The 16,953-nt window shown below is 42.4% G+C and carries 14 protein-coding genes; 4 read left to right on the top strand and 10 right to left on the bottom strand.

Annotation, left to right across the window (positions count from 1 at the left end):
• Positions 1–33: 33 nt before the first annotated feature.
• From AB6735_RS02235 to AB6735_RS02225, 3 genes are all read right to left on the bottom strand, one after another.
• Complete coding sequence (locus tag AB6735_RS02235; RefSeq protein ID WP_370994192.1) at positions 34–948, bottom strand: hypothetical protein; 915 nt, start codon at positions 946–948, stop codon at positions 34–36.
• Between the two features lie 127 nt (positions 949–1,075).
• Entirely contained in the window at positions 1,076–1,219 is a 144-nt protein-coding gene (locus AB6735_RS02230; protein ID WP_370994191.1) for a hypothetical protein, read from the bottom strand.
• A gap of 71 nt (positions 1,220–1,290) precedes the next feature.
• Positions 1,291–1,434: a hypothetical protein gene (locus AB6735_RS02225; protein ID WP_370994190.1), complete on the bottom strand. Its 144-nt coding sequence runs from the start codon at positions 1,432–1,434 to the stop codon at positions 1,291–1,293.
• Between the two features lie 503 nt (positions 1,435–1,937).
• On the opposite strand from AB6735_RS02225, the gene AB6735_RS02220 reads away from it, so the two are divergent.
• The gene (locus AB6735_RS02220; RefSeq protein ID WP_370994189.1) at positions 1,938–3,377 is read left to right on the top strand and encodes a tetratricopeptide repeat protein; all 1,440 of its coding nucleotides are present in this window, start codon (positions 1,938–1,940) and stop codon (positions 3,375–3,377) included.
• A 25-nt stretch (positions 3,378–3,402) separates the two neighbouring features.
• Here AB6735_RS02220 and AB6735_RS02215 read toward each other — a convergent pair whose 3' ends face one another.
• The 3 genes from AB6735_RS02215 to AB6735_RS02205 all read right to left on the bottom strand — a co-directional run bounded on the left by AB6735_RS02215 (position 3,403) and on the right by AB6735_RS02205 (position 6,748).
• On the bottom strand, positions 3,403–3,705 hold the full coding sequence (locus tag AB6735_RS02215; protein WP_370994188.1) for a hypothetical protein: 303 nt from the start codon (positions 3,703–3,705) through the stop codon (positions 3,403–3,405).
• 232 nt (positions 3,706–3,937) lie between these two features.
• On the bottom strand, positions 3,938–4,306 hold the full coding sequence (locus AB6735_RS02210; RefSeq protein WP_370994187.1) for a helix-turn-helix domain-containing protein: 369 nt from the start codon (positions 4,304–4,306) through the stop codon (positions 3,938–3,940).
• Positions 4,307–4,450: 144 nt separating this feature from the next.
• On the bottom strand, positions 4,451–6,748 hold the full coding sequence (locus AB6735_RS02205; RefSeq protein ID WP_370994186.1) for an ATP-dependent helicase: 2,298 nt from the start codon (positions 6,746–6,748) through the stop codon (positions 4,451–4,453).
• Positions 6,749–7,252: 504 nt separating this feature from the next.
• Between AB6735_RS02205 and AB6735_RS02200 the strand changes: the two genes are divergently transcribed.
• Together AB6735_RS02200 and AB6735_RS02195 are read left to right on the top strand one after the other, a co-directional pair.
• Positions 7,253–7,972 (top strand): DUF1028 domain-containing protein, encoded by a 720-nt coding sequence (locus AB6735_RS02200; RefSeq protein ID WP_370994185.1) that lies wholly within the window; start codon positions 7,253–7,255, stop codon positions 7,970–7,972.
• 114 nt (positions 7,973–8,086) lie between these two features.
• Positions 8,087–8,860, top strand: coding sequence for an AAA family ATPase (locus AB6735_RS02195; RefSeq protein ID WP_370994184.1), 774 nt, complete (start codon positions 8,087–8,089; stop codon positions 8,858–8,860).
• Between the two features lie 177 nt (positions 8,861–9,037).
• Here AB6735_RS02195 and fabV read toward each other — a convergent pair whose 3' ends face one another.
• Both fabV and AB6735_RS02185 read right to left on the bottom strand, forming a co-directional pair.
• The gene (gene fabV / locus AB6735_RS02190) at positions 9,038–10,231 is read right to left on the bottom strand and encodes an enoyl-ACP reductase FabV (RefSeq protein WP_370994183.1); all 1,194 of its coding nucleotides are present in this window, start codon (positions 10,229–10,231) and stop codon (positions 9,038–9,040) included.
• Between the two features lie 343 nt (positions 10,232–10,574).
• Positions 10,575–12,323: a right-handed parallel beta-helix repeat-containing protein gene (locus AB6735_RS02185; RefSeq protein ID WP_370994182.1), complete on the bottom strand. Its 1,749-nt coding sequence runs from the start codon at positions 12,321–12,323 to the stop codon at positions 10,575–10,577.
• Between the two features lie 174 nt (positions 12,324–12,497).
• Here AB6735_RS02185 and AB6735_RS02180 point away from each other — a divergent pair, with 174 nt between their 5' ends.
• Positions 12,498–13,607: a hypothetical protein gene (locus AB6735_RS02180; RefSeq protein WP_370994181.1), complete on the top strand. Its 1,110-nt coding sequence runs from the start codon at positions 12,498–12,500 to the stop codon at positions 13,605–13,607.
• 134 nt (positions 13,608–13,741) lie between these two features.
• Here the strand turns inward: AB6735_RS02180 and AB6735_RS02175 are convergent, their stop codons facing one another.
• Entirely contained in the window at positions 13,742–14,725 is a 984-nt protein-coding gene (locus AB6735_RS02175) for a hypothetical protein (protein ID WP_370994180.1), read from the bottom strand.
• Between the two features lie 171 nt (positions 14,726–14,896).
• A complete protein-coding gene (locus AB6735_RS02170) occupies positions 14,897–16,861 on the bottom strand; it encodes a M1 family metallopeptidase (RefSeq protein ID WP_370994179.1) in 1,965 nt (654 codons plus the stop codon).
• Positions 16,862–16,953 lie beyond the last annotated feature (92 nt).

Raw genomic sequence — 16,953 nt, 5'->3', positions numbered from 1 at the left:
ATGATATTATATAGAGTATATATGCTTTTGTAATTAGGCTGTAAAATCAGCCTGACCCAGATCTTTCTTAGTACCGGCAGCAGCGAAATCAGCTTGGCCTAAGTCTTTCTTAGTACCGGCACCAGCAAAATCAGCTTGACCTAAATCTTTCTTAGTGCCAGCAAAATCAGCCTGACCTAAGTCTTTCTTAGTACCTGCGGCAAAATCAGCCTGACCTAAGTCTTTCTTAGTACCCACGGCGAAATCAGCTTGACCTAAATCTTTCTTAGTACCTGCGGCGAAATCAGCCTGGCCCAAATCTTTCTTGGTACCAGCAGCAGCGAAATCAGCTTGTCCTAAATCTTTCTTGGTACCTGCAGCAAAATCAGCCTGACCCAGATCTTTCTTAGTACCGGCAGCAGCGAAATCAGCTTGTCCTAAATCTTTCTTAGTACCGGCAGTAACGAAATCAGCCTGACCCAAATCTTTCTTGGTCCCGGCAGCAAAATCAGCCTGACCCAAATCTTTCTTGGTCCCGGCAGCAAAATCAGCCTGACCTAAATCTTTCTTGGTGCCCGCAGCAAAATCAGCCTGTCCTAAATCTTTCTTGGTGCCAGCAGCAAAATCAGCCTGACCCAAATCTTTCTTGGTGCCAACAGCGGCGAAATCAGCTTGGCCTAAATCTTTCTTGGTGCCAGCAGCAAAATCAGCCTGACCCAAATCTTTCTTAGTACCAGCAGCAAAATCAGCCTGGCCTAAGTCTTTCTTAGTACCCGCAGCAAAATCAGCTTGACCTAAATCTTTCTTGGTACCAACAGCGGCGAAATCAGCTTGTCCTAAATCTTTCTTGGTAGCTGTGTTAGGAGTTGCTTTTTTACCACCATCAGGGGTAGACGCATTTGAAATGTTAGCTACTGAAGTTAAAAAGAAGCTTAGCGCTAAAGCTGCTATGGTTGTTGATTTTTTCATGATTTTTTAAATTTGGGGGAGGAGTGAATATTTTTTATTTATGAATTATTTTTAGCTTAATACTAAGATTATGTTTCTATAGCTTTCGTATTAATAGTTATTTTATCGTGTATCAGAAAATAACAGATCAATCGGCGTTGCCCAGGTCTCTTTTAAACTTGCTTGCAAATGATTGTACCTCGGTAAAATCAGTATGTGTATGTTCTTTTTTGCAGGCTGAAAAGATGCCGGTAAAAATGATAGCAAATGCGAGGATGATCAATTTTTTCATGATATATTATTGTTAATGTGCTGTTATATTTTTAAGTAGAATGTACGACGTCAAAAGCTTTAAATGCCAGGTTAATCGGCATTACCCAGGTCTCTTTTAAAAGGGGTAACTGTTTTAACAAAACTTGCTGCTTGCGGTTCCGCAATTTTTTTTGTTGATGACGATAAAATTCCCGCGCTTATCATAAGTAGCGCTAATAAGATGAATTTTTTCATAGCGGTTAATATTTGTATTCTTGTTTTACTTGATTAACTATTGTTTAATAAATATTGTGTAATTAATATTACATGCCCGGTTTGTATTTTGCTCCATTTGAACGACCTGAAACAACAGCGACTTTTTCGATTATAATTCGTATCGTTTCTTGAAAAAAAATGGTAATTTTAATGACTATGACATTTTGTAAAATATTTTTTTAGTTTTTATTCGTTTTTAAATCATCAGATAGTACAGTAGTCGCACATATACCCTTGAATATTTTTTATGCTATTATTGTAGCGTATCGTGTATTTTTTGTTTAAAAAGTACAATAAAATAACAAGCAATATTAAATCAACTAATTGTATATCAATTAATTAACACTGCAAATATAGATATGTTTTTGAGTTTTGAGTAAAAAAATAAAAAATAGTTTTCCACAAGGTTTTTGCTGCAGTTATTAGATATATTAACGCTTATTTCATAACTTTCACGCTAAATTGATCGTAAAAGCGCTTTAATGAGAAAAACCTATATTCTCCTATTGGTATTTTTTATATCACTTGCTGCATATGCAAAGGATTTTAATGAAGTGACGGTACCAGATACTAATGCGGTAATAAAATTAAATAACCAGGCTTTCGCTAACCGGTTAACAAATCCCGAACAAACAGTTATTGATGCAACAGAGGCATTGGCGCTGGCCAAAAAGTTGAATTATTATAATGGTATTGGGGAGGCTTACCGTATTATTGGCATTGGTAAATCTTATCTCAATCAATCTGAAAAGGCCTTTGATAATTACCTTAACGGGGTTACCTATTTTATTAAAGCAAAAAATTTGGCAGGAGAAGCAAAAACGTATAATAATATAGGTAACTTATTCCGTGACCAGGATTATAACCGATGCCTGGATTACCTCAATAAATCGCTTGCAATAGCTAATAAGATAAAAGATCAGCACCTGATAGCCGCCCTGAGTTTAAATTTAGGTAATGTATATACACGTAAAAATAGTTTTCAGCAAGCATTAAAATACTACGATCAAAGTATGGCGGGTTTTGAAAAACTTCAGGATGAGGTAAACCTTGTTCAATGTGTGCTCAATAAAGGCTTTGTTTACTACAAGCTTAATCAATATGATATGGCCTTGAAGCTTTTGCTGGAAGCCCATGACTCCGCAAAACGATTAGATCTGAATGAAACGGTAGCCAGTGTTAACCTTACGCTTGCCTCATTGTATATGGCCCAGAAAAAATATACTGCAGCCATAAATGTTGTAAGAGAAGGTTTAGCCTATGCTACACTGGTTAAAGATCCTAAACTTAATTATGATTATAAGCATACCTCTTACGAATTAGAATATAGCCGGAAAAACTATGAGCGCGCTATTTTTTATTTACGTGAGATATACAAAGAAGATAGTGTTACTTTTAAACAAAATACATCGGTGCAGATAAGGCTGATAGAGGCCAAACGTAAACAGGAAGAGCAGACAAAGGAAAATGAGCGGGTAGCCGACAGGCAAGCCTATGAACGTTCCCGTTTCTGGGCCGTGAGCACGGTGGCTGGTTTACTGCTGGTTGTTATTGGTTTATTAGTGGGTAATGTGAAGCGAAAGGCGAAAACCAATGCACAGCTTACCATGCTCAATGAAGAGGTTTTAAGGCAAAAAGATAACCTTGACAGGATTAATCACCACCTGGAAGAGATTATTGATGAAAGAACAAAAGATCTTCAGATCAAGAACAAAAAACTTTCTGAGCATTCCTCTTATCTTTCGCATCAGATCAGGGGGCCGATTGCTACGCTGCGTGGGCTGATAAACCTGGAGAAGGAGGGCTTAGTTGATCAGGAAGAATGTATCAGTATGATGGATAAATGTGTTTCGGAAATTGACGAAAAAATAATTGAAATGAGCGATATGCTGCACGGTCCTTCACACAATAGCAATTCCTGAAATAGCCCCTGCATTTTTATAATGATCAACCCAGGTTAAATGCGGCTGGCCACGTAGAGTGTATTTGTGCCTCAATAAGACCAAGGTAAATACAGTATCTGGATATCATTTGCAAAATGAGCAATTGCCTGTGCTTATCATAACCCTCGGTTTCAAAAGCAAGTGTTTCATCTCCCGCCGTGACAAAAAATCTAACCTCGCCCTGTCTGGGTTTAAATCTTGACTGTAAAAGATCAAATACCTTAACTTTAAGTTTGCTTTTGGGGTCATGAATGGTCCCATCTTTCAAGGCCTGGTTGTTTGAAATAGATATAAGATAATTTGACATAAACATTTTTTATGATAAAAAATGTTTATGTCACAATTTTTACTCCAATTTTCAATTATATGGGATATAAAATGAAATTGTGTTTATTTATTTGCCTTTTTCTTGAAAAATTTACTGAAATTAAATATTGTTAACCAATATTTAATTGAATTGAGGGTAAATCAATCGGTAATCGTATTAAGGCATGTAGTATAAAAGTATAACTGTAAGGTTTACAGAACACAATATTAAATTATAGGACTAAAATGCTTTTGTTTCGCAATTCTTCGTACAGTAAAATCACTTTGCGTTGCAGACTTGCTATCTCCGATTCACGGTCTACCAGTTTTTTCTGAGCAATGCTCAGGTTTGATGGAGCAAGATCCACCTCGCCTTCTTCAACACTTAAAATTTGAGCAACTGTTATTTCGAATATATTGGCAATTTGTTCCAGGCGCGACAAGTTGATATCGGTTACACCGGTTTCGATCTTGGAAAAAGCCGGAATAGAAATGCCCAGACGGTTTGCTATATCTTCCTGGCTCCATCCGCGTTGGTGACGTAAAGTCCTGATGTTTTTCCCAACGGACTTGTTTGATTTCTTTTTGGTGCTGTCGTTCATATCAATGTTTCCTCATAATTAACTGAGCAAACATATCCAAACGGTATGCCATATTAATTTCCGTTAAAGCTATCATGAATAGCCTGCTTTTTAACGGGATACATAAAAAAGTGGGGAATTATTTACACAAAAACGGCTTAACCTTCAGTTTATATTATTTACGATGTAAAGCTTGGCAAACTTAAGCAGCAATTGTTTCTGTCCTATTTCCTTAAAAAATATGGTTGCCTTAACGTCGGGCTTATTGCCTTCCAGGCTCAACACCTTCCCAAAACCAAAACGTTCATGCTCCACTTCCATACCTACCTGCAAATTTGAAGTATCAGAAGGTTTAAAATTTGGCGATGGCACGTGTGCTTTAGCCAATATTGATGTGGTTTTAACCGGGGGCGATGTTGCCGGTTTTGGCTTGGAGAATGCATCGGCTTGTTTGCCACCGCTCCAGGCTTTACGGTCATCGTCAAAAAAGGCGCTGCTGCCACTGCTTGCCGGTTTGGCGCTATAGTCGAGCTCGAGGTATTTGGCATCTATCTCATCCAGGAAACGGCTTGGTTCGCAGCTTATCAGCGTACCAAATTTGAATCTTGAGGTGGCGTAACTGATGGTCAGTTTGGTTTCGGCACGTGTAACGGCCACATAAAACAGGCGGCGTTCCTCTTCCAGGTCGCTCCGAGAATTCAGGGACATCTGTGAGGGGAACAAATTCTCTTCGAGTCCTACCACATATACCTGCGGAAACTCCAATCCTTTACTGGAGTGTATGGTCATTAATGATACAGTATCGGCATCTTTGTCTTTGTCTTTATCGTCATTGGTGAGCAGGGCTACATCCTGCATAAAAACGTCGAGTCCTTTTTCTTCAATATCTTCCCGTTCAGAAAACTCCTTGATACCGTTCAGTAATTCCTGTATATTCTCGTAGCGGTTAAGCCCCTCTACTGATTTATCCTCATACAGATCTTTCAGCAAACCGGAATGCTGTGCGATATACAAGGCCGACTCATAGGCAGATTTTGATTTGGCCAGCACCTGGAAACTCTGGATCATGGTAGCAAACGTGCTTACCGCTCCCGAGATTTTTCCTTCCAGGTATTTGCCCGGCTCCACAATTACTTCCCATGGGGTGATGCCATGCTGATCGGCGCTTACAATGATCTTGTCAACCGAAGTATCGCCAATGCCCCTTTTAGGGTAGTTGATCACCCGCTTCAGTGCTTCCTCGTCGTTAGGGTTAAAGGTAAGCCGGAAATAGGCTATTAGGTCCTTGATCTCCTTACGCTGATAAAAAGACAGTCCACCGTATATTTTATAGGGGATACCGAGCTTGCGCAAGGCTTCCTCCATTGATCGGGATTGCGCGTTGGTACGATACAGAATGGCAAAATCATGCCATTTGCGGCCTTTCAGACTACGATCCTGCATAATGGTTTCGGCTACCATTTTACCTTCTTCATTATCGCTGAAGGCGCGCATTATCTTTATTTTATCGCCGCTTTCCTTTTCAGAAAAAACGTTCTTTTTAAGCTGATCTTTATTATTGCTAATGATGCTGTTGGCAACATTTACAATATTTTGGGTAGAGCGGTAATTTTGCTCCAGCTTAAATACCTTCAGATCCGGGTAATCCTTTTCAAAGTTGAGGATGTTTTGAATGTTGGCGCCACGGAAGGCATAGATACTTTGCGCATCATCACCTACCACACACAGGTTTTCATTTACGGCAGCCAGCTTTTTTACGATCAGATACTGCGAAAAGTTAGTATCCTGATACTCATCCACCATAAGGTATTTAAACTTATGCTGGTATTTATTGAGCACTTCCGGGTGCAGTTTCAGTAACTCGTTGGTTTTGTATAGCAGATCGTCAAAATCCATAGCGCCGGCCCTGAAACAGCGGGTGGCATAGGTTTGATAAATAAGCCCTAACTGTCCGCGGCCGCTCGAAAAATCATCGGCCTGGATCTGTTCGTTCTTTTGATATTCCTGCCACGAGATGAGGTTGTTTTTGGAGGCCGATATGCGGTTAAGTACAAAGTTTACATTGTACAGCTTATCGTCAAGGTTCATTTCCTTTAAAATGGCCCGTAGCACGCTTTTGCTGTCGTCTGTATCATAAATGGTGAAATTGCTCGGGTAGCCAATTTTGTCGGCTTCCACGCGCAGTATTTTGGCAAATACCGAGTGAAAAGTACCCATCCAGATATTTTTGGCTTCGGTACCCACCACATGGGTAATACGCTCGCGCATTTCGCGGGCGGCCTTGTTAGTAAATGTTAATACCAGTATATTAAAGGCATCGACACCTTTGCGTACTAAATGTGCCACCCTGTATGTGATAACCCGTGTTTTGCCAGATCCGGCGCCGGCAATAATCATTACCGGTCCTTCGGTTTGTTCAACCGCAGCCCTTTGTTCGGGGTTTAAACCCTGTAGATAATCCAAAATCTTGTCCTCTTTTCTTGAATCAGCGAAATTAAGGTTTTGGGCCGAAAGGGAAAAGTAAGATCGACCTCAGATTGGATAAAAATATTAACAATAGTAAAAGTTCGGAAAATGAGTGTCCAAAATTCATCGTCCAGATTTCGGACTCGTTATCAGCCCGCACTTTTCCTCAGCAAAAAAAACATACTTATAAAATTCAAACCACCCCTTGCTAGTAGGAGACTTTTTAAACCTTTATTTTAACACTTTTTTGTCTAAAATGGGCATGAAATTACTTCAAAACTGATCGGAAATTCATTCAAAACCACCCATTTTAACACTTTTTAACAAATTTTCGACAAGGTTTCTATGATTTAAAAAGATTTAGGTAATTAGAAGCCAGCATAGGGGCTTGCAAGTGAGATGCCGATCTGCATCGGCACGACCGCTTTTTTATTTATTCATGCCACTGACTAAATTTACCCCTTCTTTGTGCTCAGCTCCAAAAGCGCTATCTTTATTTTTGTGAAAAAATTAAAACAACTTATACTAACTCTGGGCCTGTTAATAACCATAGTTGGCAACGCTAAGGCAACATGGTCAGTAATTGTCATCGACCCCAAAACAAAGGAGATTGGCATTGCGGGCGCTTCCTGCACATTTAGCGTTTATGGCATTGGCGGCATTATTCCCGGAAAAGGCGCGGTAGTGGTACAGGCCATGAGCAATAAGGCCGCCCGCGACAAAGGCCTGCAAATGATTTTGGCAGATGCATCGCCTGAGGAGATCCTGAAAGCGATCAAGGATCCCGAATTTGATCCCGAACAACAGCAATACGCGGTAGTATGCCTCAATAATCTCGACAAGCCGCAAACATACACCGGCCTGGAAACAACCATTGCCAGGGGAGCCGAAACTTCGAAAGGCGTATCCATCCAGGGTAATACCTTAAGTAATAAAGAGATGCTCCATAAGATCTTGGAGGCGGTGCTTAAAGCGCAAAAAGAATCACTCAGCGTTCAGGATATTTTGATGCTGGCAATGGAGGCCGGTGCAGAATACGGCGGCGATAAACGCTGTGGCGACCGCAAAGCTTTAAGTGCTTTCCTGACCGTGGCCCGGCCAAATGACGATCCTCAAAAGCCATATATTAATATCATTATTAACCAAACCGGCGACGATACAAACCCCATCAAAACATTAAGAATTAAATTTGATGAGTGGAAAAAACAGCAAAAGCATTAAAGAATTATGACGGCAATGTTTAAATATGGAACACTGAATGACGAATGTTGAATAGTGAAGTAAGTGAAATCATGATTCGATATTATTTCTTTTCTTCCTTAAATTTAACCAGTCATGGAAGCAAAACCCTATCTGCAGCAAATATCGCTTAAGCGCGAGTCTGTGCCATTTTTTGATGCGTATCCTTTTCATATTCCGGCGATAAAGAATTTGGAGTCGATGGTGTTTCACCGGGACGTTACTTTTATTATCGGCGAAAACGGCTCGGGTAAATCAACGCTCATTGAAGCCATAGCCCTGCACTTGGGGTTTAGCATTGAAGGCGGCAGTAAAAGCGTACAAACCCAAATACATCATAATGCCTCGGTGTTGTTTGATTACCTGAGCAGTGCCAAAAGTTACCGCAAACCTTCTGATTATTTCTTTTTGCGGGCCGAGAGTTTCTATAATATAGCTACTTACCTGGAAGAATTGGACAAAGAGGAGGAGAACTATGGAAAGGGTAACTATGTAAAGGATAACTATGGTGTTAAATCCTTGCATGAGTGCTCGCATGGCGAATCGTTTATGGCCACACTAACTCATAGGCTTTCGGGCAACGGGCTTTATATTTTTGATGAACCCGAGGCGGCCTTATCGCCCGCAAGGCAATTAGCGGCTCTGTCGGCTATTCATGAATTGGTACAGACCAACTCGCAATTTATTATAGCTACGCATTCGCCTATTTTACTGGCTTATCCCAACGCAGTTATTTACCAGTTGGGTGAGGATGGTATGCGCCAAGTAAAGTATGAAGAAACCGAACACTTCCAGATCACCCAATACTTTTTGAATAATCACGAAGCAATGACCCGTACGTTGATGGGAGATCCTCTAAATCTTTCCTAAGGAAAAGACTTCAAAGAAAACGCGTCATTGCGAGGCACGAAGCAACAGCCTCACCCAACCCTCTCCAAAGGAGAGGGTCCTTAAAACCTTTTTTAAGTCTCCTCCTTTGGGGAGATTTAGAGGGGGCTGTTGCTTCGTACCTCGCAATGACGCGCGGTTATATATTTTTATTGCTTTTTAGCTTACCAATCCCGGTATCTCAACCATTTCGTCAACGTCTTCCTGGTAGTTTACACCGGGAACGTCGAAACCAAACAGGTTCAGGAAATCGGTTCTGTAACCTTTCAGGTCGCCCAGGTCGGGTAGGGTTTCGGTGGTGGCTTGTAGCCATAGTTTGGCTATTTGGGCTTGTACTTCAGGGTTCATTTCCCAATCGTCCACACGTACCCTGCCTTCAGCATCGGTAGATATAGCGCTGCCGGTAAACAGGCGTTGCTCAAATAAGCGTTGTATCTGCTCAATACAACCTTCGTGGGTGCCTTCGGCTTTCATGATCTTGTACAACAGTGAAATATACAGCGGGATAACCGGTATGGCCGAACTTGCCTGGGTTACCAGCGCTTTGTTTACCGATACCAGGGCTTTACCATTGATATCTTTCAATTGCTCGCTAATCTGCTTCGCGGTAGCCTCCAAGTGATCTTTGGCTCTGCCGATAGTTCCTTTGCGGTAAACCTTTTCGGTAACTGCCGGACCAATGTAAGAGTAAGCAACAGTAATAGCGCCATCAGCCAGTACACCGGCGGCTTTCAGGTCGTTGATCCAGAATTGCCAGTCTTCGCCACCCATTACGGCTACGGTATTGGCTATTTCTTCGTCGGTAGCGGAGTTAATAGAAATTTCGGATACCACGCCGGTATGAAAATCGACAGTTTTATTGGTAAAAGATTCTCCGATAGGCTTTAATACAGAGTTATGGGTAATACCGGTTTTGGGATTAGTACGACGGGGTGAAGCCAGGCTGTAGATCACCAGGTCAACCTGTCCCAGGTCCGCTTTGATCAGGTCGATCGTTTTTTGTTTGATCTCGTCAGAAAAAGCATCACCGTTGATGCTTTTGGCATATAAACCGGCTGCATGGGCTTGTTTTTCAAAAGCGGCGGTATTATACCAGCCTGCAGATGCCGGTTTGCCCGGTGCCGGTGGTTTTTCAAAATAAACGCCCACGGTAGCTGCACCAGACCCAAACGCGCTGGTGATTCTGGACGACAAGCCGAAACCGGTTGACGCGCCAATAATGAGCGCTTTTTTGGTGCCCGCAGGGTTGTTTTTTGATTTAACGTAATTGATTTGGTTTATTACGTTTTGCTCGCAGCCCTTTGGATGTGTAGTTAAACAAATAAAGCCGCGAATTCTGGGTTCAATGATCATAATGTAAAATTGATTTTAACAATATCGGGGCATATATAAGAATTCTTTTTCTAAAATGGTTTTAAAATTTTTAAGGAAGGGTATATATATCCATTGGGGAGACACATGTAATGTGTCTCTACGGGTAAAATGTAGAGACGCATCACATGCGTCTTAAACGAGCACAAGTAGAGAAGCATGCCGCAGAGTTTACTCACCCGGTCTACGCTTCGCTGGACCACCCTCTCTCGGGCTTCACCGGAAAGAGCGTAGGAAAAATAAAAGTAGAATCCCCTCTATACGCGAAGCGGAGAGAGGGGTGACAAGCGCAGCGACGTCGGGGTGAGTTGATATGCGCCTGATATTATTGCCCAATCATATTCCCTGATATCTTTACATCAGTACAATCTTTCAGCTCCAGGCCCTTTTTAATATCAAAAGCCTTTTCCGCCTTGATGGTGTTGTTGTTAATGATGATCCCCGAAGTGCTTTTAGCAGAAAGTACGCGCAGTCCCTGCAAATCGAACTGATTATTTATAATAGTAATGTTTTGATGCACCGGGCCGTCTGATTGTTTGTTTTCCGGGCAGATGATAATAGCCGGTTCGCCGCATTGTATAAATTGATTATGCCGGATGGTTACGTTTTTGACCATGCCCGATTCATACCAGCTGGCGGCATCGTTAGCAATGGATATACCGCTCATGTGCGGATGCAGAAAAACAGTATTTTCGATCACTGTTTTACGACGTGAGGTAACCAGTATTCCCCGTGTGGGGATACGGGCCACGGTATCGTGATGGATCCAAATTTGCGGTGTCCAGGTGGTGTTTTCTATTACATCTGTTGGATTTATAGACGCGGGTACGGGTTTTTTAAGCGTTAGCAGGAAATCTTTATCATTTACCTTTTGCACTTGTGTTATCACATTGCTGCTATACTCCCGCAAGGTTTCGGCATGAATAAAGGCGATGCTATCGCCCGTGGTAAAAGCATCAAAGCCATAGGTTTGGTTATGCATAAAACGTACCAGTACCTGCTGCGGCTTTGTGGTGTTGATCACCCGTAAATAAGTACCGTGTATGTTAATGGCATCGTCATTGGCGCCCGATAGATAAGAATTACTGATCTCGATGTTGCCGCGGCAACCCGAAAAATGAAGGATATCTGCCCAGGCGGCACAGGTACGACCGGAGGTGGGATTGGGCCTGACGCTTATCCTATCCATACGAATGTTTTGGCAAAACTGGCTGACCACACCCATGCCATGCATAAAATTGATGCGGATGTTTTTGAGATTGATATTTTTGCTGCGCTGCATAAATATGCCCGAGCAATCGCGGGTTACATCGCGGTTCTGGTATATTAAGCCGGTTTTAAAGCCCGGGTTCTTTTTAAAATAGGCACGCACCAGATTAGTGCTGGTTTCGGCATACCGGATGCCATCCACAGCTATCTCCATGCGCTGCAGATCATCGGTTTGCGGGTCAAGTATCTGCCATAGCCAAAAAGGTTTATGCTGCCAGCCTTCGCCCTGCCAGGTCAACAGGCTATCTTTAATGCTGTATTTTGATTCTGGATGAATTTTTAAGTCGGCAAAATGCTCACCGGTATTGACTACCTGCAACTCAGATACGGTAGGGCGATAGTAATCATAGGTTATACCATCGAGGCTGATATTTTCGCTGTGATCAACGCAGGTTTCGATCATTTTACCACGCAATACTATTTTGGCCCCGTGCGCTTTGATATCCACAAACCGGCAATTGTTTACATACAAAGCGATGGCTTTCATACCATTGGGTACATCATTGGTGTTGGAGATCTGGAATTGTTTTTTTAAAGCGCCATCGGGATAAAAATTATAAGTTCCCGGCGCGAAGGTAACTGTAACATATGCCGTGCTACTTCCTTTGGCATTTAGCACCAAAGAGGTATGGAAATCGCCGGGGGCGATGATATTCACATGGTCGCCTGCCCAAAGGGTAAGCCGGTTAAGAGGAGCAAATGTTTTCCAGGCATGACTGCTGTCGGTACCTTTATTTTGATCGTTGCCGGTTTGGGGGTTGATATACCAGGCGGTTTTACCCTGGGCCATAAGGAGGTTAGCCATTATCAAGAAAATAAGCAGCAGGAGGAGGGGGCGGTAGTTTTTCATATCAGGCAGAAAAATAGAAAAAATAGCGGCAGCGTTCATGATTATTTTTTGTTGTGCAACGCGCCGGAAAATTATTTGTCATTTATGACAGAATGTATCACTATCAACAAAAATTAAGCAACCTACAACATGAAACCTAAGCTCATTTTATTATGCCTCATCGCCGTAGTATTCGGAACAAATGCGGCAAATGCTCAAGCTCCTTCTGATAATGACGTTGCCCGCATAGATACGGCCTTTGTCCCGGTGATTACCAAAGCTTTGCCGAGCCCGTTTGAAGCTGAATATTCCGACAGCGATCTGAAAAATAAAGTGGAGAACGGTGAGGTGAAAGAAAAGGTTAAAACCTACAGTAAGGTTTACCCGGCAGCCAGCACTGATGAGTTAAAAATAGAAAATAGCTTTGGCGAGGTATCTGTAAACACCTGGGATCGCAAAGAATTTAAGATAGAGGTACAGATAAAAGTTTATGCTAACGTTGATGCCGATGCCGACAAGTTTTTGGATGTTATACAAATAAGCGACGGCAAAACAGCCGGACTGGCATGGTTTAAAACCGTAATTGGCGACAATGGCAGCCTGAGCCCCGAATTATGGAAAGGCGAGGGTAAAAGCCATATCAAAAAAATTGAGATCAATTATGTGGTTTACATGCCGGCAAAAAATACGCTGAGCATCACCAATAAATACGGTAACACTACCTTGCCACTACTACAGGGAAAAGTAACCATACATAGTTTTTATGGAGGTTTAAATGCAAAAAGCCTGTCAAATCCGCAAAGTGAAATTAAAGTTCGCTCTGGTGATGTTAGTATCGGTAGCCTCACGGGTGGGAACTTACAAATAGCTTTCGGCAGCCTTAATTTATCAGAAGGCGACAAATTGAATGCGGATATCAGCTATGGTCCTGTTAAAATAGGTACCCTGCACACTTCCGCAAATATTAAGGTTAAATATTGCGGTAAATTGCAGATAGCCACCCTGGATAAAAACCTGAAAATACTGGATATCACCGCGGCTTACTCCGGGGTAAAAATAGGTATCAACAACAACGAGAATGCCAACTTTGATATCACTACCTATTATGGTTTATTTAATTACGATAAAGCCCACACCAGTATTTTTGGTAAAGCACCGGGTACCGAGGCTCAAAGAAATTATACAGGTCAGTTAGGTAGGGGTAGCAAGGATAAAACGATTACTATCCGGTCGAATTTTGGACGTGTAGACTTTAATTGAGAAGAGGTAATACAATAATATTCAAAGGGAGGTGTCACCCTGGGCCCGTCGAAGGGTAGAGCGTAGAGGCTCACCCACCATGCTTCGTCGGCGCTCAGCATGACACCACTTTTAAGATTATTGAACAATAAGTTTTAGGGCGTAAGGATCTCTATTTTTCTGTGCCCGGTTATAGCTATTTGTTTGGTTTGTGGGTTGAATACAATTTGCGGCAATTGTTCATTCTGACTGGTTATAGCGGAGTTTTGTTTTCCGCTGTCAAGCGTTTCATCTTTATCAATTATTTCGCCGGTATGGATATTGATGATCTTAGGAAATAAATACATATCCCATGCCCGGTCTTCATCAATCGCAAACAGGTTGCCAAACTCGCCGTTTACTTTAACGGGTTTGGAGATCAGGTTGGTTTCCAGGTACCAGATAGCTATATGTTTTGGTGGGAAATTGTTAAGAGAAATATCAGCCTCATCGTTAAAAACCTCATCCGATGTGCCGACAAGGACCCTGGTATTATCGATAAAACTGGCCGTACAGATTTCTGTATCCGCATCCGGACTTAAAACTGAGTGGTCGAGCATTAAAGGATTTCTCAGGCATTCATTTATGTCAAAAACATACACAACATCTACAGGATGCCAATGCCAGCCTTTACTCATTAAGAATTTACTGTCGCTGCTTATTTCCAGTCTTGAATAAAACTCGTCGCCGGCATTTCTTTGCGGTATGTTGGTGACAATTTCGCCGGTTTCCACATTTTCAAAATCGAGCTGGCAATACTTTATGGGGCAATGAATCAAATAGGTGATATTGTTTACCGTAACAAAAGCTGCGGGATATTCATATACATCAGCACAGTAGTAGCTACGGTTAATTTCTCTCAGCAATTCTCCCTCTTTTAATAAAAGTCCTTTAGTACCCAGCTTTTGATATACGAAGGCATACTTGCCATCGACTGAGTTAATTGAACCATCAAAGTTGAGAGTGTGATGATATTCGTGAAGTTCTTTTGTTTTCCCATCCAGAAAATACTGCTTTCCGGCAGAACCCCAATCAACTATGGTATTATCAAACCAGTTAATGGTACACAGATAATTTGCAGTTAATGTTTTTCGTTCCATGATAGGTATTAGGTTGATGTATTTAATTTGAAAGGTATTTGCTGCACAGTATTACTAAAGTCCTAATATAAAAAAAGCGACAGGTAAAACACCCATCGCTTTTTAAAATTGCTCACTACTCACTACTCACTACTCACTACTCACTACTCACTACTCACTACTCACTACTCACTAATTTTCCTCGTACTTGTTATTCCTCAGGTCAACATCCGGCAATTCACGTTCAGGGTCGATCACGATGGATTTGATGGCCGATGTGGATGGATATTTAAAAGTCCATACAGCGCCGCGCTGCCAGATGTTTACCGGCAGGTGAAGTGTTTCGGTTTTACCATTAGCCTGGGTGATCTTCAGATCAACCGGCATTGCCATTTTTTCTTTATTGGTTAGTGTGATCATGGCGCCTTTAGCAGCGTCGTCCTGTATATATTTAACCGAAGTAATGGCCTGGTCAAGTTTCCAGGTGGTAAAGAACCATGGTTTCCAGAACCAGTTCAGGTCTTCGCCGCTGGCATCATTCATAGCGCGGAAAAGATCATAAGGCAGTGGATGTTTAAACGCCCAGTGTTTGATATACTCGCGGAAAGCATAATCAAAACGCTCCGGACCAAGCACTACGTTACGTAAAATATCCAAACCTAAGGCGGTTTTATTATAGTACTGGCCATAATCATTTAAGCCAATGGCTTCAGGCGCGGTCATTAAAGGATCTTTGCTGTTGCGGTAGGAGGCCAGTATGTTTTGAGCTTGTTTTGATGGATCGGCATACTCGCCGTTGTTAAACTGCTGACTGGCATACTCATTAATAAAGGTGTTGAAACCTTCGTCCATCCACATGTATTTACGCTCGTTTGAACCTACGATCATCGGAAACCAGTTATGACCGATCTCGTGCGTAACATCGCCCCAAAGCTGACCTTTTTTAAAGTTGCTCAGGCAAAATATGGCGCCCGGGTATTCCATACCCAAAGCAACGCCAGAAACGTTAACGGCCGAATTCCATGGGTATTCAAAATAAGCTTTGGAATAGATCTCCATGCTGTTTTTTAGGTATTCTGTTGAACGGCCCCAGGCATCGTTACCGGCGCTTTCAACCGGGTAAGCCGACATAGCAATACCTTTACGACCCGAAGGGAAATTAACCTGCGCGGCATCCCATATAAAGGCATTGGAGGCGCCCCAGGCAATATCGCGCGTGTTTTCCATTTTATAGTGCCAGGTTAAACTGCCTTTGAACGGACGGGTAGCAGCTTTACCCACTTCGCCGGCTTTAATGATCATTTCTGTTTTATCGCTGGTTTTTGCTTTGGCCAGCCTGCTAAGTTGGGCAGGACTAAGCACTTCCTCCGGGTTTTGCAGATCGCCGGAACCTACCACGATCATATTGGCAGGAGCAGTGATATAATAATCAAAATTACCGTATTCACAGTAAAACTCGCCCAGGCCCATGTAGGGCAGGGTGTTCCAGCCTTCTACATCGTCATACACACACATACGCGGGTACCATTGCGCAATTTCATATACATATCCTTGTTTAAATTTTTTACGACCCATACGGTCGGCGCCATAAAAGGGGATTGCGAAATCATAATTGATCTTTATCTGTATTTTTTCGCCCTTGCCATCCAATGGGGCATTCAGGCGTAACTGCATGCGCGCATCGGAGATAACTGGCGTTACGGTATAGGTTTCGCCTTTGTAGGTTACGGTAACTGAACCGATGTTGTACCCGCCGCGACTAAACCCGCGAACATCAAAACGATCGCCTGATACGGGCGTGGTAGCCGCGCCGCGTGAGTCGGGACGGAAGAGGTTTTGATCCAATTGCAGCCACAGGTAATCCAGTTTATCCGGGCTATTGTTAGTATAGGTGATGGTCACTTCGCCGGTAATAGTGGTATCGCGGCCTTCATTTAGTGTGGCTTTTATCTGATAGTCGGCACGGTTTTGCCAGTAATTGGCTGCTGGCTGGCCGCTGGCCGAGCGGGTACCACCGCTGGTAACCGGCCAGGTAATAGGACCAAAAACGTCCTGGTGATTGTATTTCAGTGTATCGGCAGTTTGGGCTGCCGCGGGTATTGCACCGGCCAATAAGCCCATGGCGCATAAAAAGGTGATCAGTTTAAAATAGCGCATTTGAATTTTTAGTAATAAAGGCGCAAATAAAGGGAAATAATTTGTGAAGTTGGTAATCTGATTGCTTAACCGATTGCGTATAAACGAATTTT

The organism is Mucilaginibacter sp. RCC_168, assembly GCF_041355315.1.
GTDB lineage: Bacteria > Bacteroidota > Bacteroidia > Sphingobacteriales > Sphingobacteriaceae > Mucilaginibacter.
This window is presented reverse-complemented; position numbering and strand designations above follow the sequence as displayed.